This is a genomic window from Mucilaginibacter sp. R-33, from assembly GCF_049949235.1.
Classification (GTDB): Bacteria; Bacteroidota; Bacteroidia; order Sphingobacteriales; family Sphingobacteriaceae; genus Mucilaginibacter.
In genome coordinates, this window is record NZ_CP188089.1 from 4,526,644 (window position 1) to 4,551,477 (window position 24,834).

General features: G+C 44.4%; 16 protein-coding genes. 6 read left to right on the top strand and 10 right to left on the bottom strand.

Annotation, left to right across the window (positions count from 1 at the left end; translation table 11 throughout):
- Positions 1–3: 3 nt before the first annotated feature.
- The gene (locus ACP26M_RS18600) at positions 4–171 is read left to right on the top strand and encodes a hypothetical protein (protein WP_426582203.1); all 168 of its coding nucleotides are present in this window, start codon (positions 4–6) and stop codon (positions 169–171) included.
- Positions 172–334: 163 nt separating this feature from the next.
- On the opposite strand, the gene ACP26M_RS18605 is transcribed toward ACP26M_RS18600, so the two are convergent.
- From ACP26M_RS18605 to ACP26M_RS18615, 3 genes are read right to left on the bottom strand one after another with little or no spacing between them, the layout of a single operon-like run.
- Positions 335–1,957: a SusD/RagB family nutrient-binding outer membrane lipoprotein gene (locus ACP26M_RS18605; protein ID WP_426582205.1), complete on the bottom strand. Its 1,623-nt coding sequence runs from the start codon at positions 1,955–1,957 to the stop codon at positions 335–337.
- Positions 1,958–1,975: 18 nt separating this feature from the next.
- The gene (locus ACP26M_RS18610; protein ID WP_426582207.1) at positions 1,976–5,287 is read right to left on the bottom strand and encodes a SusC/RagA family TonB-linked outer membrane protein; all 3,312 of its coding nucleotides are present in this window, start codon (positions 5,285–5,287) and stop codon (positions 1,976–1,978) included.
- 42 nt (positions 5,288–5,329) lie between these two features.
- Positions 5,330–6,511 (bottom strand): ROK family protein, encoded by a 1,182-nt coding sequence (locus ACP26M_RS18615; RefSeq protein ID WP_426582209.1) that lies wholly within the window; start codon positions 6,509–6,511, stop codon positions 5,330–5,332.
- Between the two features lie 116 nt (positions 6,512–6,627).
- Here ACP26M_RS18615 and ACP26M_RS18620 point away from each other — a divergent pair, with 116 nt between their 5' ends.
- Both ACP26M_RS18620 and ACP26M_RS18625 read left to right on the top strand, forming a co-directional pair.
- The gene (locus tag ACP26M_RS18620) at positions 6,628–7,977 is read left to right on the top strand and encodes an alpha-L-fucosidase (RefSeq protein WP_426582211.1); all 1,350 of its coding nucleotides are present in this window, start codon (positions 6,628–6,630) and stop codon (positions 7,975–7,977) included.
- 440 nt (positions 7,978–8,417) lie between these two features.
- A complete protein-coding gene (locus ACP26M_RS18625; protein ID WP_426582213.1) occupies positions 8,418–9,602 on the top strand; it encodes an alginate lyase family protein in 1,185 nt (394 codons plus the stop codon).
- 187 nt (positions 9,603–9,789) lie between these two features.
- Here ACP26M_RS18625 and ACP26M_RS18630 read toward each other — a convergent pair whose 3' ends face one another.
- The 5 genes from ACP26M_RS18630 to uxuA all read right to left on the bottom strand — a co-directional run bounded on the left by ACP26M_RS18630 (position 9,790) and on the right by uxuA (position 17,046).
- Positions 9,790–11,418: a DUF5597 domain-containing protein gene (locus tag ACP26M_RS18630; RefSeq protein ID WP_426582215.1), complete on the bottom strand. Its 1,629-nt coding sequence runs from the start codon at positions 11,416–11,418 to the stop codon at positions 9,790–9,792.
- 42 nt (positions 11,419–11,460) lie between these two features.
- Positions 11,461–12,297, bottom strand: a complete 837-nt coding sequence (locus ACP26M_RS18635) for an alpha/beta hydrolase (RefSeq protein WP_176625501.1) — start codon at positions 12,295–12,297, stop codon at positions 11,461–11,463.
- A 10-nt stretch (positions 12,298–12,307) separates the two neighbouring features.
- The gene (locus ACP26M_RS18640; protein ID WP_426582218.1) at positions 12,308–13,420 is read right to left on the bottom strand and encodes a glycoside hydrolase family 43 protein; all 1,113 of its coding nucleotides are present in this window, start codon (positions 13,418–13,420) and stop codon (positions 12,308–12,310) included.
- Between the two features lie 23 nt (positions 13,421–13,443).
- Positions 13,444–15,624 carry an alpha-glucuronidase family glycosyl hydrolase gene (locus tag ACP26M_RS18645; protein ID WP_426582220.1) on the bottom strand — a complete coding sequence of 727 codons (2,181 nt, stop codon included), beginning with the start codon at positions 15,622–15,624 and terminating at the stop codon, positions 13,444–13,446.
- A gap of 222 nt (positions 15,625–15,846) precedes the next feature.
- On the bottom strand, positions 15,847–17,046 hold the full coding sequence (uxuA, locus tag ACP26M_RS18650; RefSeq protein ID WP_426582222.1) for a mannonate dehydratase: 1,200 nt from the start codon (positions 17,044–17,046) through the stop codon (positions 15,847–15,849).
- Positions 17,047–17,204: 158 nt separating this feature from the next.
- Between uxuA and ACP26M_RS18655 the strand changes: the two genes are divergently transcribed.
- Both ACP26M_RS18655 and ACP26M_RS18660 read left to right on the top strand, forming a co-directional pair.
- Positions 17,205–18,233 (top strand): LacI family DNA-binding transcriptional regulator, encoded by a 1,029-nt coding sequence (locus ACP26M_RS18655; protein WP_426582224.1) that lies wholly within the window; start codon positions 17,205–17,207, stop codon positions 18,231–18,233.
- Positions 18,234–18,245: 12 nt separating this feature from the next.
- Positions 18,246–18,992, top strand: coding sequence for an SDR family NAD(P)-dependent oxidoreductase (locus ACP26M_RS18660; RefSeq protein ID WP_426582226.1), 747 nt, complete (start codon positions 18,246–18,248; stop codon positions 18,990–18,992).
- A 27-nt stretch (positions 18,993–19,019) separates the two neighbouring features.
- On the opposite strand, the gene ACP26M_RS18665 is transcribed toward ACP26M_RS18660, so the two are convergent.
- On the bottom strand, positions 19,020–20,543 hold the full coding sequence (locus ACP26M_RS18665) for an acetylxylan esterase (protein WP_426582228.1): 1,524 nt from the start codon (positions 20,541–20,543) through the stop codon (positions 19,020–19,022).
- Positions 20,544–20,570: 27 nt separating this feature from the next.
- Positions 20,571–22,499, bottom strand: coding sequence for a sialate O-acetylesterase (locus ACP26M_RS18670; RefSeq protein ID WP_426582231.1), 1,929 nt, complete (start codon positions 22,497–22,499; stop codon positions 20,571–20,573).
- A 193-nt stretch (positions 22,500–22,692) separates the two neighbouring features.
- Here ACP26M_RS18670 and ACP26M_RS18675 point away from each other — a divergent pair, with 193 nt between their 5' ends.
- The gene (locus ACP26M_RS18675; RefSeq protein WP_426582233.1) at positions 22,693–24,522 is read left to right on the top strand and encodes an ABC transporter ATP-binding protein; all 1,830 of its coding nucleotides are present in this window, start codon (positions 22,693–22,695) and stop codon (positions 24,520–24,522) included.
- Positions 24,523–24,834: the final 312 nt, after the last annotated feature.

The following is a 24,834-nucleotide window of genomic DNA, read 5'->3' on the forward strand; positions in this document are numbered from 1 at the left end:
ACTATGAACCAGCAACCCACCTCCGCGAACCCTTTAAAGCGGTTCCTCACAACAAGCCTGATCGCCGCCATTATCGAGTTTTTCGATTTGTATATTTATCCCGATGCTGTGGTGCTGGTATTTCCAAAATTATTTTTACCGGCCGTTGCCCATGGGCGAAGAGTGCAATAAATTCATACGTGATCTTTTAGAGAAATATGGAACTGCCATATAAATAGTATTATATAGCACACTTGAAAGTTCAACTGATTCAACGCATATCATGCCGCGATCTGCAAATAAAAAAGCCGCCCACAAACGTGGGCAGCTCCTCAATCAACTATTATCTGGTATCTCACTTTACATCCCAGAAGATCTTTGTTGTACGTGTATCTTTTGCTTTTACATCATTATAATGGCTGTTGAAACCAGTTTCGACACTTGGATATACCAAGCGGGTTGGCGGCGTAGTGTAATTGGCCAGTTTACCAGTACTTGGAAACGTCAGTTTAGGGTATTTTGTACGTCTGTATTCGCTCCAGGCTTGAGTGCCTTGCATAAAGCCAAAATGTACCCATTTCTGTATCCATATTTTTGCCAGCTTCTCTGTTTGTGAACCCGTATACAGCACAGTTGGTCCGCCCGCAACCGTCGTGGTGTTATTCAGAAGAAATGCTTGTACATCTGCTGCGTTCAACGTTGGCTTAACACCGGTACCTAAACTATTCAGATAAAAATAGAAATAAACAGACTGGCTTACCGCAGTTTCGTATGCCTTTTTAGCATCACCGCCTCCCCAACGCTCAAAAGCTTCAGCTTTCAGGAAGTTAACTTCAGGCGCGGTCATCACGATACCTGGAAGTTTATTATTGGTTAAAAAAGTGGTTGGGTTAACAACTGAATACTGAGTAAAAGTTCTTGAACCTTCCTCACCTGGCATTGTTACTACCTGTGCCTTATACTCTGTGTTCGGTTTAGGGTTATTCGGATCTGTCAGATCAACACCCTTATCAAATATTACAGGTATCCTGGGGTCATTAGCCGGCAACATCACAGTGTTTAACATATAATCAGGTGCACCATTACTATTTCCTTCAGTAAGAGCGTCTTGTAATGATCCTGTGTAGTTGGTTAATGGAGTAAGTAACACATCTGTAGAAGCAGGATTGTAATTAGCAGCATTGCCGCCGTCAATCAATGGATATGAAGTTGGGTCAGCCAGCATTTTAGCTACTTCAGCTTTTGATCCGGCTTCGTCATAAAAAGACATACGCATTAGTAATCGCAAACGGATAGAGTTAGTATATCTTCTCCATTTGTCAACGCTGCCACCTAACAAAATATCCTGTTTTGTAAACGCCTTAGTGGCCTGATCTGATAATGTAGCTGTTTTAAAATAGGTTGAAGCAGCGTCCAAACCAGCGATGAAGCTTTTGTAAAGCGCTACCTGATCATCAAACTTAGGGTTTTTAACCGTTGCGCTTGTTTCAAGGCTGCCAGCCTCGCTAAACGGAATATCGCCCCAGCAATCAACCATTTGTGATGCCTGATCATATAAAGTTACCCGGGCAGCATTCATGATCACATCATTAGTTGCCTTATCTGTAGCCGACATTTGGTTATACGTAACTTCCATTGTGCGATACAACGCCATTACACCATTGGCTGAGCCGTTAGGGTGGTAAAAGTCCTCCCAACGGTTACCCATGTAGCCGTCATTCGGCTGATATACAGTGTTGGTGTTTGGTAAATAAGAGGTTTGCCCAAAATAAGATGTAGCGGTTAATACAAACGTTCTGTATTGCCAGTACTCGGCCCTTACCCTGGTATTATTTAACATACCGGTAAACATGTACGGAATAGTTACCGTTGCTGTTTTTTCAGGGTTATTAAATTTTTCGTCGATGCTTTTTTTGCAGCTCCCTAATGATAAAGCAAGCAAAAACGCGTATCCTATATATTTAAAATTCTTTTTCATAATTAATGACTTCTACTATTAAAAATTCGCGTTTAATGAAAATCCAAAACTCCTGGTTGCAGGTGAGGAACCTTCATCCACACCTTGCCTGTACCATTTGTCGCCAATCGGCGCTTCCGGATCAAGGTTTTTAAGTGTGCGGTATACATACAATAAGTTTCTGCCTACTAAAGAGAACCTTAAGTTGTTTAGGTGCAGTGCTTTGCTTACGCTTGCAGGCAACCTGTATCCCAACACAACTTCACGTAATTTCACGTAGTTGTTTTTAAATACTGCGTTTTCGTTTACAGAGTTTTCGCCCCAGTCATAGGTATTCAGGTAATATGAAGCTGCATCAACAATAGTGGTGTTTTTTTGCCCGTTTTCGTTTACACCAGGCAACACAACACCATCGTTATAGGTTTTTCCTCCGTTTGGAGCAGTTCCTAAATGCTTGTCGCCGCTGCCATCAATGTAATAGGCCAAACCACCATGGGCTGCATCACGATACTGTAAAGTACTTTCGTACATGCCGGCAGCAGTACCATATTTTAACGGATTTGATACCATTTTGCCACCCCAACGATAATCAACCAATACATCAAGAGAGAAGCCTTTATAGTTGAAAGTGTTGGCAATACCGCCTACAATTTTAGGTTGTATATTACCTACGTTCACATATTTTGATTTATCAATAGTGTATAAACCATCGCTATTAACAATCTTGTTGCCATTAGCATCTTTGGCTATAGGGTAAACCAATATGTTACCTATAGGCTGATTTGGCTGGGCCACCACCAATAATGCAGATTGATCGCCTGTGTAGAAGGTAAGCCTGTCAAAACCTGGTGCCAGGTTGTTTACTTTTGAATGATTGATAGCAAAGTTTAAACGCACATCCCAGTTAAATTTACCAACAATTGGCTTGCCGTTGAAACCAACCTCCAAACCATTGCTGTGTAAAGTAGCGGCATTAGCCAGTAAGCTGCCACCACCCGTTGATGGAGCAACGTTCAACGCCATAATTACGTTTTTAACCTGATTGCTGTAGTAAGTGAAATCAAAACCTATGCGGTCTTTCAGGAAACGGGCCTCCAGGCCATATTCCTGCTCGTATTTCATTTCGGGCTTTAACTGCAGGTTACCATAGGTAGCATCAAAAGTAAGTTGGGTAACTGAGCCATTTTGTGTTTGTAATGATGATTGGTTGTACAATACGTTAGGGACATATCTTGGTGCTTTATTACCAACCACACCATATGATGCCCTTAATTTTCCGTAGCTGATAAATTCAGGCATTTGAAATGCGTCTGTAAATACAAAACCCGAGTTTACCGATGGATAAAAATAGGTATTGTTTTGTGTAGGAAGCGTCGAAGCCGATTCATTACGTGCGGTACCTTCTAAAAATAAATAGTTTTTGTAGTTAAAGTTCAAGATTCCGAAAACGGCCTGGCTTTTCAGGAAACCACGGGTAGCGCTTGTATTTGCCACACCGTATGAGTTAGATATAGAAAAGAAATTTTCGGTAACCAAGCCCCCATTAGTACCTGATGATTGATCGCGGTATGTTTCGCTGCGCGAAGTATAACCACCGCTAACAGACATACTTAGATCTTTGGTTAATTTGGGCGAATAGGTTAACAATAAGTCACCGTAAGTAACTGAATACTGTCCTTTTGTAACACCATAATAACCTGTGCTTGACGGGGAGTTAAAAGCTATAGGATATTCATTGTATTGTTGTGACTCGGTATTACGGCCGGTATAATCACTGCCAATACGTCCGCGGAACTTTACATTTTTAAGTACATCCCAGTTTAACGTAGCACTGGTGATCAAACGGTTTTCGTTTTCATCTTCGCTGTTCTTTAACTGAGTCCAAAAAAAGTCCATAATATCCGCACCGCTCATATTATATTTGAAAGCTTCAACTGGGTTCCTAACTGCATTGGCAAGCGTTACGTATTTATAACCTGCTGATGTTTGATAATTATCAAGCAATACATCCGCTTTTTCCGAACGGTTTAAAAAGCCACCAAAGTTGGCTAAAACACGGCCCAACTGGTACGGACGGTTATGGGTTAAGGTATTTACATAGCTCGCAACGATATCCGCGCTAATTTTATTACTTAACTTAACAGTGGTATTTAAGTTAAATGAGTTTTTTTGTTGTTTTTGACCGCGCTGGATACCGGTATAATCCAAACGGGTTGCCGACAAACGGTAGTTAACATTATCTGTTTGGTTTGATATAGCGATGTTGGCGTTTGAGCTATAGCCTGTTTGAAACAGATCTTTGTAGTTATTTGGCTGCGGAGTGTAATCCCTGATCTCGCCATCCCACCACCTGATTTTCTGGCCTTCCATTTTAGGGCCAAATTGCGCATATGAGCTAAAACGCGGCCTGTATCCTGATGGTGAATTAGGATCAGCTAACCAGCCATCTTCGGTAAAACCACCTGCAAGGTTGGTAGCACGGTCATAACCCGGGCCATAAACGTTTTGAAAATTTGGTGTAAAAGCAACCTGCTCTGCAGTGCCTACATAGTTGAAATCAACACCAAGGCCTCTTGATTTTGAACCTTTTTTGGTTGTGATAACAATGGCACCGCTCATAGCGTCAGATCCGTAAAGCGCAGTAGCACTTGCGCCCTTTAACACGGTAAGCGTTTCGATATCCTGTGGGTTGATATCCAGGATACCGTTACCCCTGATCCGCTGATCAGACCAGTATCCGTCATTATTTGAACCACCGGCACCTGCCTCGCTGTTATTACGGATAATAACACCGTCTACAACATACAGGGGTTGAGTGTTGTAGTTAAGTGAGTTGATACCGCGGATCTGCACGTTTACAGCACTGCTTGAACCACCTGGAGCAGTAGTAATTTTAACACCAGGAGCCTTACCGTACAATGCCGAAGCAAAGTTAGTATTACCGGCCTCCGTTAATTGCTTTGCGGTAATGGTAGTAGTGGCATAACCCAATGCTTTTTCCTGCCGTTTGATACCAAATGAAGTAACTACTACTTCATTTAATTCGCCTTTGCCCGCAACCAATGTTACGTTGATCACGGCATCGTCACCAACGGTAACTTCTTTTGGTGTATAACCTACAGATGAAAATTTAAGCACTGCGCCTTTAGCCACTTTAATGCTGTATGCACCGTTTATGTTGGTTTGTACACCGGTTGTTGTACCTACAACTAACACGGTAACACCCGGTAAAGGCCCGGCGTCATCGCGCACCACTCCCGTAACATTGGTTTGGGCAAATAAATTTGCCGAGATAAAAAGGGGCAGTAGCAGTACCACCCACCTTTTCAAGTTTAGATAAAATTGTTGCATGAAAATTGATTAATTGAGTTAAAAAAAAGACCTTGAATATGTTTATGTCGGCTCAGAAATATTGGCCTGCGGATTAAGTTTATATAGATTTTCAATCACTGTGGTTACGCCTCCTAACAGTTGCGCGTTATTACCCAGGTTTGAAACCGCTAATTGGGTGTAGGTGGTTAAGTGGGGAATGCAGTGCTCGTTCATGGCCTGCTGAATGGGGCTGAGCCATAATTTACCGATAACGCTCCCCTTTCCGCTTAAAATGATGCTTTCGGGATTCATTAAATGCAGCAATATGGCCAGGCCCTGGCCAATAAAATAAGCTGCCTCGGCAATGATTTTTATTGCAAAGGCGTCACCTTTAAGTGCTTCGTCAATGATATTATCTGCCGATACATTATCGTATTTTAGGAGGCTGCTAACCTGCCCCTGTTTCAGGCCCTCAGCAGCTTTAGCTTCAATAGCCAGCAAAGAAGCCTCTGTTTCCAGGCAGCCCTGCTTACCGCATGAGCATAGCTTTCCGTTTTTATGAAGCGGCAAATGGCTAAACTCTCCCGCAAAACCGCTGTGCCCTTTAAAGATCTCTTTATTGATGATCATCCCCAAACCAACGCCCCAGCCCAGGTTGATGATCATGGAATTATTACGGGCAATAGGGAGCCCAAATTTTTGCTCGGCCAGGGCTATGGCCGTCGAGTCGTTTTCAATAAATACAGGAAGTCCGGCTTGTTTCGTAATGTAGCTTACCAATGTTTCTTCCGGAGCTTTAAGAAAGCTCAGGTTATTACCCAAAAACGCGTCAATAAACCCAGGCATGGTAATGCCTATAGCTAAAAATTTATCTTGTGGTAATCCTGAATTAACAACTACTGCTTTGATAAAGGTTATTACTGAATGGATTGCATCCTTGTTATCGCCCAGTTTTAACTCAAACTCCTGCACCCCTCCCACAAACTCATTATTCATATTGACAATTACAATTCTTGTCAAAAACTGGTTCATAGCTACCGAAATGATAAAACCGGTATCAGCTATCAATGAATAAGTTGCAGGCTTTCTGCCCCCGCTTGAGGCCCTTATACCGAATTCCTTAACAATATCTAACTTCATCAAATCGGCTATCCCCTTGGTCACATAAGGAATGCTTCGGCCCGTATAAATACTCAGGTCGTTAAGGGAAGCTGTTTTACTGTAATACAGGCCTTTAATGAGGTCAATATGCTTAAGAAACATGCGGCAGGGGTTTATATCTGCATATTTAAATAAATTAATTTAATAAAGAAAGAAAACTTTTTATTTTTTTTAAAAAGTATGGCTTAGATTTATAAAACCAATAATTACTTTTGAAAATGAGAAGAAATCTATCACACCTTTTTATGGTATTTTTTACCATGTTATACACTGGTTACGCGCAGGCGCAACACCGTGTAAATCCTGATGAGATCAAAGAAAAAATGCAATGGTTTGCCGATGGTAAGCTGGGCATATTTATTCATTACGGCATCTATTCTGTAAAAGGGATAGATGAAAGCTGGAGTTTTCATAACAAAAAGATCAGCTACCCTGATTATATGAGCCAGCTAAAAGGCTTTACGGCAAATCAATATAACCCAGATGAGCTGGCAGAGCTGATTAAAGAAAGTGGCGCCCGTTATGCGGTAATGACTACCAAACACCACGATGGTGTAGCTTTATGGAACAGCAAACACGGCCCGCTGAATGTAGTACAAAAAACTCCTGCCAAAAAAGATCTGTTAAAGCCATTGTATGATGCCTTGCGCGCACGTGGTGTAAAAGCAGGCGCCTACTTTTCGCTGATAGATTGGAGCCATGCAGACTATCCGGGCTTTTTGAAAGACAGCAGCAGGTACCAGGTAAATGCACAGCCGGTGAAATGGGCAAAATATTTAACCTTTATGAACGGACAGCTGGATGAACTGGCCAAACAATATAACCCCGACCTTTGGTGGTTTGATGGCGATTGGGAACATAGTGCCGAAGAATGGAACGCACCGGCAGTGCGACAAAAACTATTAAGCTACAACCCCAACACTATCATAAACGGACGCCTGCAGGGTTTTGGCGATTATGATACCCCTGAGCAAAACTTCCCGGTATCAAGGCCTAATTACAAATGGTGGGAACTTTGTATGACCATTAACGATAACTGGGGCTATCAGCCACAGGACACAAATTTTAAAACCCCTTATGAAATCATCAGCATTTTTACTGATGCCGTAAGCTATGGTGGCAATTTACTACTGGATATCGGGCCCAAAGGCGATGGCAGCATTCCGCCGCAGGAAGTTAATATGCTTAAAGAATTGGGTGCATGGAACAAAAAAAACGGCGAGGGTGTTTTTAATACGGTAGCCGGTATGCCACAAGGGCATTATTATGGTGCAAGTACCCTGTCAAAAGACTCAACAACTGTATACTTGTTTGTTCCGGCTAAAACAAGCGCGCCGGTATTGGTGAAAGGTTTAAAAAACAGCATCAAAAAAATAACCGTTCTCGGCAGCGATACAGCGTTAACGTATAAAATTGTAGGTAAAATTTCATGGAGTGCGGTACCGGGCTTGTTGTACATCCCCATTCCCGAAAGCCAGCAGGATAAATATATGTCTGTAATAAAAATTGAGCTTAACGGCAAGCTTGATCTTTATCATGGTAAAGGAGGTTTTCTTACCAATGAGTAGCAGGAAAACCGAAAGTTAAAAGCAGAGGGCCGAAAGCCTGTATTGTCTGCACGACTCCTGCTTTCCTTGATATCATTTTATCAAAAGCCTGTAATCAATTGCAGGCTTTTGTTTTTATATTGATCTCTACTCTTAATCGGGCCCCAACCCACCATTCATTATGCGGATAAACCGTATCAGGAAAAAAAAATTTAATTTTTTTTTCCATTAAAACAGCTCCCCCAATCGCGAAGTGCCATTGTGGACAAAGCGTATCGACAAGATTACATCTTGCTTTTAATCAATACTTTACAATAATTTTGCTTCATCAAACCAATTATCCGGCACCTTCTTAAAACAACAGCAAAACCTAATGCAGGCAATAACGCGCCTCGTAACCTTAAGTTGTTTGTTTTATAAGCTATGCCAGTAAAACCAATTGTAAACAAAAAAACCAATTTATGAACAGCAAACCAAAAACTACCTTTGCAACTCTATTGGGCCTGGCCCTTTTTGTGGCGTTATTTTTTACTTATTGCACTAAAAAACAAATCTCGCCGGCGGGGGCGAGCAATGATGCTACCTCACCGGCATTAAAAACCCAGGCTACCGGCTTTATCCATCCCGGCATCCTCAACACGCAGCAAACGCTTGATTATGTGGGGCAGCAAGCCAATTCAAATGATGCCAACCGGCTTGCGGCTTACCAGTTTGTACTCAACTATTGCAACAACCACAGTCCCAGCGGCGCCTACAAGGCCACTGTACAGGTTGCCGGCGGCGTTACCACGCCCGATGAAATTGCTTTTAAAGGCGATGCCTTGTTAAGCTATGCCCTGGCACTACGCTGGGCTAAAACCGGTAACGCCTCATATGCAACTACCGTAAAACAAATACTTGATGGCTGGGCCAATAGCTTTCAAAACTTCAGTGTAACCGGCTCACAGCCTAACCAGGCTTCGCTTGAGGCTTCGTGGGCAGCGCCTACCTTTGCAGCAGCAGCCGAAATCATCAAATATTATATCCCGGCCAGTGGCGTTGGCGGCGGCTGGACTACAGCCGAAAATACCCAGTTTGTAAACTTTCTGAACAACATGAAAGATAATTACATCAATAACGTGCCCAACTTTAACAACAACTGGAATGTATCTGCCGGATATGCAAAAATGGCTATCGGTGTGTTTGAAGATAGCCAAACTGTATACCAAAACGGCATTACCGCTGTAAAAACTGTATTGCCCAATGTAATTGCCTCAGATGGCTCGATGAACGGCGAGATCTGCGGCTCGCACAATGATTATGTGCATTACCAGTACTCACTTACCGGATTGAGCTATGCCGGAAACATCGCAGGCATCCAGGGGGATCTGTCTATTTACTCAGCCAGCAGCAGCCGTTTGTTAACCGGGTTTAATTATCAATACAAATTGATGCATGGCACCGTGTCGCCGCCATGCTCTCCTAACGGAAATGTAAACAACCCCATCTGGCCGGGCATTGAGGTGGCTAACCGTCACTATGGTACTGCCGAAACCAGCTACATCGCCAGCAATTATGTATGCGACAGTAACGGCCTGCCTAATGGTGATATCGGTTTCCTATGCTGGACAAACTACACCCATAACAATGTGCCAACCACATTTTAATAAAGCATTCGCTTAATAAAAATTTTATCCCGGCTGCTCCGTTTATGACTGACCTCATTTAACGGAGCGGCTTTTATTTTGCTTTATACAGATTGACTTCTGCATTACCGGTGAGCAACATCCGCAAAATATATAACTGAAATTATTCCCAACATGCCGAAATTAACCCGGTCTGTTTTTGTATGGATCACTTATAATTATAAAGCTTGATTCGCTGGATCCCATATTCGCCCAACGGGATCCTTAAGTGCCTTCCCTGGTGATCTTCATCTCCATTTAAACGGCGTTCCGGCTGCCACTTTCCGTTAACAAATATCCCTTCGTCTACCTGTAAAATACCTGCACGTAGTCCATCTTTTACCGGCTTAAAACTGATGACCAAACCTGTGCCGGCTACATAAAACTCATCATTAGCCAAAGCTGTTATAATGCCTCCGGTTAACGGCCAGTTTGCATCCTTTGCTTTGGGCGACCAGCCCAGGGCTAAATCATGCGAAACCGTGAGCATGTAATCGCCCATTTGCAGCCGTATAGTATCCGCATCCTTACTTAACAATACACCATCCATAGTTCCCTTGCGTTTAGCCTTACTAATCTCACCTGATAACTGATGAATGATATTATACGATTGGGAAAGTGGCTCTCCTGCCGTTATGTTATCGGTTTCGATAGAAAAAGGAGAAAAGCCCAGCGCTTTGTAATGGCCAATGGCATAAAAAGCTTTGGCATCCATTCCATCCTCAAAACGATGCTCGGGGATAAACAGGGCATTATCAGGCCGGGTATAACGGTCATTCCAGTACTTAAAGTTAGGGTTATAAAAATCGGGCGACAGCAAGTCAATATCCGGTGCTGCTGCTTTCCATACGTCAATCAAATGCGGCAAGGGGCCTGCAGAAGGGTACTGTCCCGGCTTTTTACCCGGAGCGTTAAGGGCTGCGTTCACATACATCGGCAGCGGGTAAACGGCCTTACCTGCTTTAGCTACAGCGTCAGCGTATCCGGCAAAGTACCAGGCCATAAACAGCTCGTCGGTAGTCGGGCTTTTGCCAAAAACCGATTCCCAGTTACCTGAAGTTTTACTTCCTCCATCCTGCCATATTTTTTGCATTTCGGGTACAAGCTTGTCTTTGTGCGAATTTAACCAGGAGATTAGCTTTGTCGGGACTGGCCGGTTAAAAGCTTCATCGGCCAGTTTCGAATGATCGCGGGCATCCGGCAGCATACCTATCTCATTTTCAACCTGCACCATCAGCACTGTGTGGAGCTTACTATCGACCTCCTTAATATGCAGCATTAACGCGCTAAAAGCTTTAATATCTGCCTGCAAAGCATCTTTGGAGAACGGCGTAATGATCTCTTCAGGCCCACATGCACTGTTTGCCACACGTGGGAAACGTTTTTGATCGGTTTTAACCCAACCTGGCGCATAACAGCTCATGCTGTTTTTCCAGGTGCCAAACCAAAGCAGCACCAGTTTCATGTGGTACTGCCGGGCACTTTTAATCAAATCATCAACCAGTGTAAAATTAAACTTGCCCTCTTGTGGCTCCAATAGTTCCCAATAAACCGGCGCTATCACTGTGTTAAGGTGCATTTTTTGCAGTTTGGGCCAAATTGGGGTCATGTAGGCCGCGCTTGAGGCGCTCGAGTTTCCAAGTTCACCGCCTGTCATTAAGTACGGCGCTCCATCTACCAATAATTCAGCATTATCGCCATAATATTGTAAATGTGGTATTGCTTTTACGGTATTTTGTGCCTTAGGTTTAAAGGCTACCAAACAGCACAAAACAAATATCAATATGCGAGCCTTCATAACTCTTTTTGAATACGCGGATATAAAAAACAATCTTATCTGTTACTTACGTGCATACGCCCATGCCAAAGCCTTGAGCATGGTAACAGGTTTACCCGATAAATGAGTAACATCATCAATAATGATATGCTTAAAAACAAGATTTTCATAATGACGGCTTTCCAATAACGCCACCAATTGTTTGTTAGGCACAACCTGTCCCGGAGTTTCCAATCCGCCCACTTCCATAAATACATTTACGGGCAGGCTTTTATGTTTGGCTGCATATTGCTTTTCAGTTTCAAATACAGCTCCGTTACCATAACCCAATGCAGGGCTGCCTATCAGGATATTTTTAAACAGCGTTGGCTTTTCAAACAAGGTATAAGTTGCAAATAGGCCCCCCATCGAATATCCGTACAGCGTACGGTTTGTAGGATCGGCCTTTAAACCGGCATCTATCGCTGGGATCAATTCCTTCTCAATAAAAGCAAGGAATGCCGGCGCACCACCGCTTTCGGCCACATTGGGAAATGCAACCGGTGTGAAATCACGGTTACGTTTGTTGCCGGGCGTACCAATCAGGCCGCCATCGCCAATGGCCACCAATATAGGTTCAGGAATATGATATTCGGCCATCAATAGTCCCAAATACTCCAGCGACGGTGAAAAGTCGTTATCACCATCAACCACATACAATACCGGAAATTTTTGTTTGGCGGTATCATAGCCTGCCGGGTAATGAATATAAATATCATAATCATTACCGGCCAGTTCAGAGTGCATTTGCCGGTGTTCGGAGTTGGGGATAGTAACCGGCTTAACCTGCTGCGCAAAACCATGCGTCCCCAACAAATCAAGCAATAGCAGTAACAGGGTTAAAGCTTTAAGGATTTTCATATCGATGAGATTACAAAAACGGATCGATCAGTTTAATAGATCCATCAGCGTTATGCTGCAGTTCGGTTACCTTCACGTTGCGCAGGTGTGTTTTGCCCGATAGTTGGGTATCATGATAAAATATATACCATTTACCTTTTATCTGGATAATGGAATGGTGGGTTGTCCAGCCTTCCACCGGTTTCATAAATATGCCCTTATAAGTAAATGGCCCAAGCGGACTATCACCTATTGCATAGCAAAGCAAATGCGTATCGCCGGTTGAATAAGTGAAGTAATATTTACCATTGTATTTATGCATCCATGAACCTTCAAAAAAGCGACGGTCGTGATCTTTGGTCAACAGCGGCTTGCCCAGGCTATCTAAAATAACCGCGTCTTTTACTGCACCATCAAAAGTTTTCATGTCGGGTTTTAACAGGGCTACTTTACAGCTTATGGCTGGGGCATCTTCCTGTTTCGAATCTGTTTTCGATCCATCTGCCTCGTATTTACCGGAGATCCAGCGCTGAAGCTGACCACCCCAAATGCCGCCGAAATACATGTAGGTTTTACCATCGGTATCCGTAAAAACGGCAGGGTCAATACTGTAACTTCCTGCTATCGGTTCAGGTTCGGCTTTGAACGGGCCAACCGGGCTTGCAGCAGTCGCCACACCAATATGGAATACATCTTTTTTATCCTTTACCGGAAAATACAGGTAATAAGTACCGTTTTTAAAAGCTGCATCAGGCGCCCACAGCTGCCGACCAGCCCAGGGGATATCCTTGATATCAAGTGCCACACCATTATCTGTAACCTTGCCGCCAATACTATCCATCGACAGGATGTGATAATCTTTCATGGCAAAATGGTCGCCGTTATCATTTTCGGGGATGCCCGCATCGATATCATGCGATGGATAGATATAAATTTTGCCGTTAAATACATGGGCCGATGGGTCCGCTGTGTAAATGGAACTGATGAGCGGCTCGGAAAGATATTTTACTTTTTTGCCGGTATCTGTTTTTGTACTATCGCCTGCATTAGCTGTCTTTTTTGTTGATGAGTCACATGCACTCAAAATGCATAAGGATGCAAAAAGTGCGGGGATTAATTTTGCGGTGATAAATTGCTTGTTCATTGGCGTTTGGTTTATGGTGGTGATTAATTGGTCATGTAGTTATTGCCCCCTATGCCCGGCACATAATAAAACTTCATCTTTTTATAATAGTCCAGCGGGTGCTCCGGCTTGGGGTAGATAACCGGGACAGGCATTTTTGAAAATGTTTGGAAATATAAAACACAGGCATCGCGCCAGGTTATTGCCTCGCTTAACTGAACCTGCATCAGTTGTTTTACTTCCGTAAAACGTTCGGCATCTATCCTGCCCTGCATTTTATCCCAGGTAAGGCCCATTTGTTTAACAGAATCGGCCCCCATATAGTAATGATGAACGAGCTCATCCCACAATGATCTTCCGGAACGCATTTTATAGGTCCAGCTTAAATGGTGAAACCACAGCAGGTATTCGTCAGGGCAGGTTTGCAAGTTTCCCCAGTGTGCCTTAACTTCGGGTGCATATTGTAATAGCGCATTACTGCCTGTTCCGGTACGGTCAAAGCCTATCCCAGCCGAATCGGCTTTATGGTAATAAGTGGCATTCCAATCGGGGCGACCGGCATTATCTACCCAGGGACCAGGGCCGTAGTGCGTTGACACCCCCATAATATGGTGCAGCCCAAGCGGGGTCATGTAATTAACTGTATTTTCCCTCGATTGCAGCATGAAGTTTTTTACCGGCGACACAAACCTATCGTCATTAGTAAAAGTCATTTTGAGCCAATCGGCGGCAATTACACCTGGAGACTGGTCAGGGTTCCAGGCCATGCGGCCGAAGGCATACCAGTTAGCCTGAGCAAAGGGATGACCGCACCAGTTTAAATCAGTGCCAATATTAGCCACGCCCGCCATGCCGGTTATCAGTTTTTTGTTAAAATCACCCTTGATCACCCGCGCAACGGTTGTACCTTTTCCAGGCGTATATGTATCCGATTGCAGGCATTCGGCAAACAAAGGCGCTTCATAAACCAAATGGGTTGAAAAGCCAAGATATTCCTGGGTAAGCTGGAACTCCATCATCAGCGGGGTATTGGGCATAGCACCAAACAATGGGTGAAATGGTTCTCTTGGCTGAAAATCTATCGGACCATTTTTTACCTGGATAATCACATTATCCCTAAACTTTCCATCAAAAGGTTTAAATTCATTATAGGCCTGCTTAAAGCGATCGTCGGGTACCTTATTATCATAAACAAAGGCACGCCACATCACTATGCCATGATGAGGAGCTAAAGCATCGGCGAGCATATTTGCTCCATCGGCATGGGTACGGCCATAGCTTTGCGGACCGGGTTGTCCCTCCGAATTAGCCTTCACTAAAAACCCGCCGAAATCAGGGATGTAGCGATAAATTTCACTAGCCTTATCGGCCCACCATTTTTTTACCGCGGGATCAAGCGGATCAGCAGTTTTTAGGCCCCCCAGCTCAACCGGGCTGCTGAATTTTACCGACAGGTAAATCCTGATACCGTATATTCTGAATACCTTGGCCAGCGCCTGCACTTTTAACAAATATTGGGGCGAAAGGATCAGTGCATCGGCATTTACATTATTGACAACCGAGCCATTGATCCCTACCGAAGCATTGGCCCGCGCATAATCAATATAACGTTGGTCAACCACACCTGGCAGCTTGTGCCAGTTCCAAATGGATGAGCCCGCGTAGCCCCGCTCCACGGTACGGTTCAGGTTATCCCAGTGATCCAGTACCCGGTACATCATCCTCGGGTGACCTGAAAGATCAAGTTTATTAATAGATTGATTGGTTTGGATCAGCTTTAAAAAATTAAAAACACCGTACATAACCCCTGCATCGGTGTTGGCCGTTATGATGATACATTTCTTTTGATTGACAAGGGCAGTTTTGATAAGATACCCTTCGCTGCCGATGCTATCGGGGGCAGTTATCGAAAAAGCCTTTAGTGACCGCGGCGTACCTATTATAATAGTTTGCCCATTGATTATGCTTTTAGTATCTCGTGGCTTTAGGGCCAGCATTCCATCAAGGCCAGTTAAGAACTCGGCCTTTGCAGCTTTAAGCTGATCAGACTGTGCCGGGAAGATCATGAATTGCAATTGTTGCCTGTAAGTAACGGCCAATTGCCGATTGGTTACCTTATTATATTCAAGCCATAATTTATAGCTATCGTCTGCATACACTCTATTTATCGCTGCCATGAAAAGCAGCACCAGTAAACACCTGTTCGTTAATGAATATTTGGCCATGGCGTTATTAAATTCAAGCTTTATAAACCCATAGGCGGTTTATAAAAACACAATTGATCTGTTGAAAAATTCATGAACGAAACGGGTAAAATCCCGCTTCATTTAGTATGGTTTATAAAGTTTTAGCTTTATGCAATCGATTGCAAGATAAAAACTTTTATGACTTTTAACAATAGGAATTTAATTATTGATTCCTAATTTAAGCTACCTTACTTATTGCAGCTATTGCTCGTCGTACAGTATGTGTTTAATCCCCATCTCCAATCCGCGTAACTCGGCCAGGCCCTTTAACCTGCCAATTACCGAATAACCGGGATAGGTATTATAATTAAAATCATCAAGTAGTTTATGCCCGTGATCAGGCCGCATGGGGATAGCTATATCGCTCCGGCCTGCATTTTTACGGGCTATCTGTTCATTGATAATGGCTTTCATCACGGCATACATATCAACGTTGCCTGTTAAATGATCGGCTTCATAAAAACTGCCATCCGACTGCCGGGCCACGTTGCGCAGGTGTAAAAAGTAGATCTTATCACCCAGACAACCTATAATTTCAGGAAGATCATTTTTGCCCGATGCACCTAACGAGCCGGTACAAAGCGTGATACCATTGGCAACTGAAGGATAACTATTTACAATATCAGTAAGATCATTTAAGGACGATGCTACACGGGGCAGCCCCAGGATAGGAAACGGGGGATCATCGGGGTGGATACACATTTTAATGCCCAGTTTTTCGGCATATGGGACTATCGCCCGTAAAAAATAAAACAGGTTTTCCTTTAATGCTTGCGCGTCTACCTCTCTGTATTTATTAAGATGCTCTTTAAATTCCACAATGGTAAAAACCTCGTCTGTACCGGGTAAGCCTGCCAATATTGTATTGGTTAATAACGTTCTATCTTCGTCATTCAGCCCATCGAGGTAATGCTTTGCAGCTACCTGTTGTTCGGTGGTAAATTCGTTAAAGGCATTCTCTCGTCCTAAAATATACAAGTCAAAGGCTGCTAAAGCCGGGGCGTTATAAAGCAATGCCGAGGCACCGTTTGCTAATCGATAATCAAGATGCGTGCGGGTCCAGTCCAATACGGGCATAAAATTGTAACACACCGTAAAGACTCCCTCCGATGCTAAATTTTGCAGTGTTTGAATATAATTATCAATATACTGGTCACGTTCCGCACTACCAATTTTGATACTTTCATGAATATTCACACTCTCTACAACCGCCCAGTTAAAGCCCGCACTTTCAATTACCGCTTTCCGCTGCCTGATTTCTTCACAGTCCCAGACGTCCCCGCAAGGTATATGATGAAGCGCGGTAACTATCCCGCTTGCTCCCGTTTGTTTTATTGCGCTTAAAGTTACCGGGTCGCCGGGGCCAAACCACCTGAAAGTTTGTTTTAAATCTGGTACCATATTGTTTAAAAACCAATTGCTATCAACGCGATAAATTTATGCAACCGATTGCATAAATTTTAAATAATCTGTAATAATTTTATATTTTTATCCCTGAACAATCTGACTGCGGTTATTATCGAACCTGCAACATCGTTTATGTATTTTAGATTAACTATATGTCGGGCAGCGGAAAAGAGATAACCATATATGACATTGCCGAAAAATTAAAGGTTTCGGCAGCTACAGTTAGTCGTGCGCTTAAAGATCACCCGCGGGTTAATAAAAATACCAAAAAGAAGATTATTAAGGCAGCCGAAGAAATGGGTTACCGCTCCAATTCATTCGCCAGCAATTTACGCCGTAAAAACAGCAACATCATCGGCGTTATTGTACCGCGGCTCAACAGCAGCTTCATGTCGGATGTGATTGCAGGTATCGAAAAAGTGGTGAACGACAATAACTACAACCTCATCATCAGCCAGTCGTTAGAAACGATAAAGAAAGAGATCAGCAACGCGAGGGCCATGCTGAATAACCGGGTTGACGGCTTGTTGGTTTCATTAGCTTATGATACCACCAGCATTGAGCATTTTGAACCATTTATCAAACGCAATATCCCGGTGCTTTTCTTCGACAGGATTTTTGAGCACGAGCAGTATCCGCAAATCTATATCGATAACTTCAAAGCCGCTTATGAGGTAACTAACCACCTGCTTGAACAGGGCTGCAAACGGATAGTACATATTACCGGCAATCAACTGCGCAATGTTTACGCCGAACGCCTGCGCGGATATAAAAAAGCGCTTGAAACACACCAAATTGATTTTGATGAGCAGTTGGTGATCATCAACGACCTGAGCGCTAAAGAAGCTGCGGCCGCGGCAGAAACTATTTTACAAATGAATCCCCTGCCCGATGGCATATTTACAGTTAATGATGTCAGTGCCGTTAGCTGTATCCAGGTGCTGAAAAAGGCAGGCATCAAAATTCCCGAACAGATAGCAGTTGCGGGCTTCAATAATGACCCGGCGGCCTGTGTGATTGAGCCCAATCTCACTACAGTAAATTATAAAGGTTATGAAATGGGCGAAGTTGCAGCCAACATGCTTATCAATCATTTGGCAAACAGGCAAGATCTGCAACAAACGCATAGCCTCATCCTCAGATCGGAATTGATAATACGTGAATCCTCCAGAAGAAAATAATTTAAAAAATCTATGAACTCAAAGACCAAACTTGCTATCGTAACCGGCGGTGCCTCGGGCCTTGGCCTTGCTACCACCAAAAAATTCACAGAGCAGGGCATCAAAACCATCATCATAGGCCGCGACGAGGCAAAACTCATTACGGCAGTAAAGCAGTTTGGCGATCTTTGCAGTTACAGGCAATATGATCTGAGTGATACCACCGGTATACCGCAACTGATAGCAGAAATTGAAGCTGAATTTGGCGCACCTGATATTTTAGTTAATAATGCCGGCATTAACCATAAAAAAGCTTTCGCCGAGGTAACCGATGAGGAATTTTCAAGGGTAATTCAAACCAATCTTACTTCCGTATTTGCGATAAGCCGCGAGGTAGTAAAAATCATGTTGAAGGCAGGCGGCGGGAACATAGTTAATATCAGTTCGATGGCTGCACAATACGGCATTCCCTATGTTATTGCCTATTCCGCATCTAAAACCGCTATCGAGGGCATGACAAGGGCCATGGCCACCGAACTTTCACCGCAAGGCATCAGGGTTAACTGCGTTGCTCCGGGCTTTATAGCTACAGACATGTCGGCGAAGGCGCTGGATAATGATCCTGCCCGCAAACAAAAAGTGATGGGTCGTACCCCAATGGGCAAATTAGGTGAACCTGCCGATGTGGCCGAAGCCGTTTATTATTTAGCTACAGATAGCGCCAAATACGTAACCGGGGTTGTTTTACAGGTTGATGGGGGTAATTCGATAGGGTTTTAATAAATTCGGCATGACGTGAAGGAGACGTCATTTTCCGTTTCCTTCCTTACCATAATGCATCAGCTTATTGGCCCAGGCGATAAAATATTTTACGTTTGGAGCATCGGTATGCCCACCATCATGCTGACGCCAGGCGAGCTCGCCATCAAGCAAGCCAGTATTAACCGGCGGCATTTTTTCGGTTTTATAATCGTTTGAAACGCCGAGGTCCTTTGCGCCAAGCAGTTTAAATACAGAACCCGCAGCTACAGTTGCCATGTAGCTGCCCTGCTGATCGAGCCATTTGGCGTCGCCCTGTTCCGGCACGCCATAGCTTATAAAAGTATGCCGCGGGGCACATAAGGCAATCAGCTCATGCGCATCTACCGGAAGATCTTTAGCTGTTTTGTCACCAGACACAGCATCCGACGCGCCATATTTCATAAAGTTACCGGCCATCCAGTAGTATTCGCCGCCGGTAAGGCTTTCAACTGCTTCGCCAAAGTTCCGGCGATGCAGCTTAGCCCCTCCCTCACCCGACGAACCTATCAACCCCATGGCAAACCTTTGTTCAAAAGCAAGTGTTACCAGCGCTGCCTTTCCATAGCGGGAAACACCTTCAATACCTACATGTTTGGCGTCAACCGCAGGTTCTGTTTCCAGGTAATCCAATGCGCGTGCCGCTCCCCACGACCAGGCACGTAAAGCTCCCCAATCCTCCGGCTTACGGGGCTGGCCTTTATTCACCAAGCCGATGATCCCTTTGGTTAAACCTTCGCCATTATCTGCCTGGATAGACGACGGATCTATAAGTACATACCCCCATCCATTGGCAATTAGTTGCGTGGCAGTCGGTGGGTCGCCTTTCATCACTGGAAAACCACCGGGGCCAAAGGGAGATTGTTCGGCAATAGGATTATAAGCGGGATATTGCTCAAAAATAGTTTTAAACTCGGGATGTTCTTTTAAAAGAAGTTCTTTCAATGCAGCGTTGATTTTTTCAACATCAACAGCCAGCGGCTGCGCCGGCGCCGGTAGCGCGCTCCGACCAAACATCATCAGTACAGGTACCGGTCCTTTGGCATTTGCGGGGAGCACTAAGGTCATTTCAATATTGACGTTGATAAGCGGATAAGCCGTATTATCAACATGGCCGATAAGCTGTTTGGCAATCACCGGATAAAAGCCAACCCGCTCTTTATCGGTTACTTTAACCGTCCAGGTTACCTTGGGTACATTAGCAGGGATGCGGCCATAAACCTCACGCTCCATATCCTCCACAATTTCGGGGCGGCGCTGTTTCCACCACATTTCAGCTGTAGTTACCTTTTTACCATTCTTTAGCGTAAGGGCGTCAGGCAAATCAGGGTAGGGGTTAGCCAGCGCTTCATCATAATTAGCATGATTAGGGGCCGATTCATCGCCGCTGGGTCCATTACGCAAGGTTTTAATTCCTAACTGCTTCATCATATACTGATGGTCCTGATCAGCAGTGAAATTTACCGGGGCCGGGGTTTGCGCTTTCGCCGCAATGGCCCATGTGAGTAAGAAAAAGAAGGCAGTACTTTTCATCGCCCCTGGTTTCAAATTAGTTTATGGTTATTGCAGTTTACCGGTTTGGAAAGGTGATGCCGGCAAGCCTTCTTTATTATAAAGGTTCGCGCCATCCGGGTTATCGGCCCAGGCATACCTTACGTAAAGCGGTGCAGGGATTTTATCGCTCCAAACCAACACCTTACCTCCATTAATAATTGCCTTTGCCCAAACAAACTTTTTATCAGCCCCGGCGATGGCAAATTGTGACAGTTCCTCGCCATCAATAGCGACAAGCCCCGCACCTGTATTTTTAAAAGCAATCTCAATCTTATTCCCCTCAATTTTAGCCGATTGGTAAATCGGGCCGGATGGTACTACATTCACATCGCCATAAGCAACATTTTCGGCAGCGCGGGCAAGCCTCTCACCCACTGTTTTTTTATTAAGAGGATGGATATCATTCCATTCGCCGGCCTCAATGGTTACCGCCATCCCAGTATTGGGCACTTCAAGGGCCTCAAGCTGACCGGCGCGTATTTGCGCCCAGTCGCTTTCTGTTGGCGAATATTGCACCTCGTTAAAGTTAGGAAGCTGTGCATATATAAAGGGAAGAATACCTTGTTGCCAGCGATTCCGCCAGTCGGCAATAAGAGCCTTTAACAAGGTTCCATATTCGGATGCGCGGCTGGAATTGCTTTCTCCCTGGTACCAAACCATGCCTTTAATGGTATAATTGATAACAGGCGCTACCATGGTATTATAAAGCCCGGCAGGTTCATTTTGGGCCGAAAATTCCGGTTTCATCCTAACCGGTTCAAACACCTGCCCTACCTTGTATTGCCAATCGCCGCGAAGATCGATAGTATCACCGGCTATCGCCAAATAGTAACGTTTATCGGGCACAAAACCACCTTTGCCCGATGTATTGGTAATGCGTACCACAATAATATTTTTGCCCGGCTTTAATAAACCAGCAGGTACCGAGTAACGCCTTGGCGGATACTGATAGGTAATGTTCCCCACCTTTTTGCCGTTAACATAGGTTTGATCGGCATCTATTATCCTCCCTAAATACAGCTTGGCCGCTCTACTCTGTGCCGATGCGGGCAGTGTGATTTCTTTCCTGAACCATACCACGCCATTCAGGCCTTTTACTCCCTGATCGGCCCAGTAGCCCGGCAGCCAGAAACGGTGCCAGTTATGCGGCTGATAGGTGGTATCATACCATGCTTTAGGCTCATTCAAGCCTTTATCTGCATCAAGCGGTTCCACTGGTTCCGGATGCTTTTTCAATACACTATCCATAAATGCCGTATTGCTGAACTGGGCAACCCGGTCGTGATAGGATTTAATATCTTTCAGGCCATCGCCGCTGATCCATGCCTCAATAGGTGTGCCGCCGACGCTTGAGTTAATGATACCGATGGCCACATGATATTTTTGATATAGCTGTTTAGCAAAAAACCATGATGCGGCACCAAAACCTAAAACGGTTACAGAATCGGCCTTAACCCATTTACCAGGTAACAGATCCGAATGTTGCCTGGTTACGTCAGACTCCGTTTTAACAAAAAAATTCCTGATCTGCGGATAATTGGCTTTTGCTATTTCATCAGGATATTTTTCCTTAACCCGCTCCATAGGCAAAACCATATTCGATTGCCCCGAACAAAACCATACATCGCCAATTAAAATGTCCCGGATAGTAGTACGGTTATTACCGGTGATTTCCATAGTATACGGCCCCCCGGCTTTCATTGGCTGAAGGGCAATTTTCCAGGAACCGCTTTCGTCAGTAACGGTGCGGTATGTTTTATGCTGAAAATTAACGGTGATCTTTTCGCTTGCATCGGCCCATCCCCAGATCTTCACTTTGGCATCGCGCTGTAATACCATGCCATCGGCAACCAGTTGCGGCAGGCGCACTATTCCATAACACGGTAATATTAAACAAGCGAACAGCGCGACAAGTAATAGCTTCACCGACCTCATAACTCCGAAATATTTATTGATGGTTTATTTGACTAAGTAACAAATAAAAAAAGATTTGTGCAATCGATTGCACAAATCTTTTTCATTTTAATTTCAGATTAGTCAGTAAACGATCATAAATGTGTTCATAGTCCTGCAACGCAGTAGCAATGAACATTTTTTTGTTTAAAATCGCATTTATCAAAACCGGCAGATGGCTAAAACAAGAAATATCAAACCAGAACAAAAGATCTCATTCAGAGAGCGCTTGTCGGCATTAAGCAATCTCCCTGGGTTTTTCAGGCTGGTATGGCAAAGCAGTCCTGGTAAAACAACAGCAAGCTTTTTGTTACGTATTATGCGTTCAGCCATGCCGGTTGCCTTGTTGTACGTAGGTAAGCTGATCATTGATCAGGTAGTATTACTCAACCGCCACGGCGGAAGCCAGCATGAATTATGGAAACTGGTTATTATCGAGTTTTTGCTTGCTGTGGCAACCGACGGCCTAAACCGGATGATCAGCCTGATGGACAACCTGTTGGGTGATCTTTTTGCCAACTATACCTCCATGCGTATCATGCGCCATGCGGCCACGCTGGACCTGGAGCAATTTGAAGATTCTGTTTTTTATGATAAACTGGAGCGTGCCCGGCAGCAAACCGTTGGGCGTACTGTGCTTTTATCACAGGTGATGAGCCAGATCCAGGATTTTATATCCATGGCTTTCCTGCTTACCGGTTTACTGACTTTAAATCCCTGGCTGATCCTCTTGCTGCTCATATCAATCATCCCTTCGTTTCTGGGCGAAAGCTATTTTAATAGCCAGAATTACGCACTTACGAGGAGCCAAACACCTGAAAGACGAGAGCTGGATTATGTACGCTACCTGGGCGCTAGCGATGAAACAGCTAAGGAAGTCAAGATCTTTGGCCTGTCTGATTTTATTATTAACCGCTTTAAAACGCTATCAGATAAATTTTATGCCGATAACAGCAAACTAGCCGTGCGGCGTTCGGCCTGGGGCACCTTCTTTTCTGTCTTAGGCAGTGTTGGCTACTATGCCGCGTATGGTTTTATTATTTATCAAACTGTTACGGGTAAGTCTTCTGTAGGTACGCTTACTTTCCTGGCGGGCTCAGTCCGGCAGTTGAGCAGCCTGATGGAAAATTCGCTTAACCGGTTTACATCAGTTTCACAGGGTGCTATCTACCTCAACGATTTCCATGAGTTTTTTGAGATCAAACCAAAGATCAAAGTTGCTGCCTCTCCTTTACCATTTCCAAACCCAATAAAGCAAGGGTTTACTTTTGAGGACGTTGGATTTAAATATAACAATGCCGAATCATGGGCCAACAGGCACCTGAACTTCACCCTGCATCCCAGCGAAAAGATTGCGCTGGTAGGCGAAAATGGTGCCGGCAAAACTACACTTGTTAAATTATTGGCCCGCTTATATGACCCAACAGAAGGGCGCATCCTGCTGGATGGTGCAGATTTGAGGGATTATAACCTCACCGACCTTCGGTTAAACCTGGGCATTATTTTCCAGGATTATATCCGTTACCAGATGAGCTTTTCGCAGAACATTGCGGTAGGAAACATTGATGAGCAGGACAATACCGAACTGATCCGTAAAGCTGCCCGGGAGAGCCTTGCAGACGCGCTTGCAGGCAAACTTCCTCTTGGGTACGAGCAATGGCTGGGCAGACGGTTTAACGAAGGTGTTGAGTTATCGGGCGGCGAATGGCAGAAAGTTGCATTGGCAAGGGCCTATATGAAAGATGCACAGGTGCTCATCCTTGACGAGCCTACTGCAGCGCTTGATGCCCGGGCCGAGTATGAGGTATTCCAGCGTTTTTCGTCCTTAACCCAAGGTAAATCGGCTGTGCTTATCTCCCACCGGTTTTCAACAGCAAGGCTCGCTGACAGGATCATCGTATTGGAAAAAGGCAAAATCCTTGAGGCTGGCACACATCAGGAACTAATGGCAAACAACGGCCGTTACACCGAATTATTTAGCTTGCAGGCGGCAGGGTATCAGTAAGGGATGATATTTAAGCAAACATCCTTTGGGCTTTGAAGAAGAAATGCCAAAAGAGGGCCCGTCACCCTGAGCTTGTCGAAGGGTCGCGCGCAGAGGCCAGCCCACCATGCTTCGAGGGCCTACCCATGACAACTTAAAAAAAGGGGTGTCATACTGAGTGTTTAAATCCGTGGCCTCTGAAGGTGAAATGACATAGATTTGCTGAACCGTGCAGTGTGGCCGACCGAGTTATAGTGCTTATTGCCTGTTGCTGAGTATGGTTCCGAAGCAAGAGTCTGAAGGTATGGTACGATCCCTTGTGTGGGTGATTTG

Coding starts and splice junctions, on each gene's coding strand:
- ACP26M_RS18625 (WP_426582213.1), top strand. CDS start 8,418: ATGAACAGCAAACCAAAAACTACCTTTGCAACTCTATTGGGCCTGGCC.
- ACP26M_RS18620 (WP_426582211.1), top strand. CDS start 6,628: ATGAGAAGAAATCTATCACACCTTTTTATGGTATTTTTTACCATGTTA.
- ACP26M_RS18615 (WP_426582209.1), bottom strand. CDS start 6,511: ATGTTTCTTAAGCATATTGACCTCATTAAAGGCCTGTATTACAGTAAA.
- ACP26M_RS18635 (WP_176625501.1), bottom strand. CDS start 12,297: ATGAAAATCCTTAAAGCTTTAACCCTGTTACTGCTATTGCTTGATTTG.
- ACP26M_RS18675 (WP_426582233.1), top strand. CDS start 22,693: ATGGCTAAAACAAGAAATATCAAACCAGAACAAAAGATCTCATTCAGA.
- ACP26M_RS18630 (WP_426582215.1), bottom strand. CDS start 11,418: ATGAAGGCTCGCATATTGATATTTGTTTTGTGCTGTTTGGTAGCCTTT.
- ACP26M_RS18610 (WP_426582207.1), bottom strand. CDS start 5,287: ATGCAACAATTTTATCTAAACTTGAAAAGGTGGGTGGTACTGCTACTG.
- ACP26M_RS18660 (WP_426582226.1), top strand. CDS start 18,246: ATGAACTCAAAGACCAAACTTGCTATCGTAACCGGCGGTGCCTCGGGC.
- ACP26M_RS18645 (WP_426582220.1), bottom strand. CDS start 15,624: ATGGCCAAATATTCATTAACGAACAGGTGTTTACTGGTGCTGCTTTTC.
- ACP26M_RS18605 (WP_426582205.1), bottom strand. CDS start 1,957: ATGAAAAAGAATTTTAAATATATAGGATACGCGTTTTTGCTTGCTTTA.
- ACP26M_RS18665 (WP_426582228.1), bottom strand. CDS start 20,543: ATGAAAAGTACTGCCTTCTTTTTCTTACTCACATGGGCCATTGCGGCG.
- ACP26M_RS18600 (WP_426582203.1), top strand. CDS start 4: ATGAACCAGCAACCCACCTCCGCGAACCCTTTAAAGCGGTTCCTCACA.
- uxuA (WP_426582222.1), bottom strand. CDS start 17,046: ATGGTACCAGATTTAAAACAAACTTTCAGGTGGTTTGGCCCCGGCGAC.
- ACP26M_RS18655 (WP_426582224.1), top strand. CDS start 17,205: ATGTCGGGCAGCGGAAAAGAGATAACCATATATGACATTGCCGAAAAA.
- ACP26M_RS18640 (WP_426582218.1), bottom strand. CDS start 13,420: ATGAACAAGCAATTTATCACCGCAAAATTAATCCCCGCACTTTTTGCA.
- ACP26M_RS18670 (WP_426582231.1), bottom strand. CDS start 22,499: ATGAGGTCGGTGAAGCTATTACTTGTCGCGCTGTTCGCTTGTTTAATA.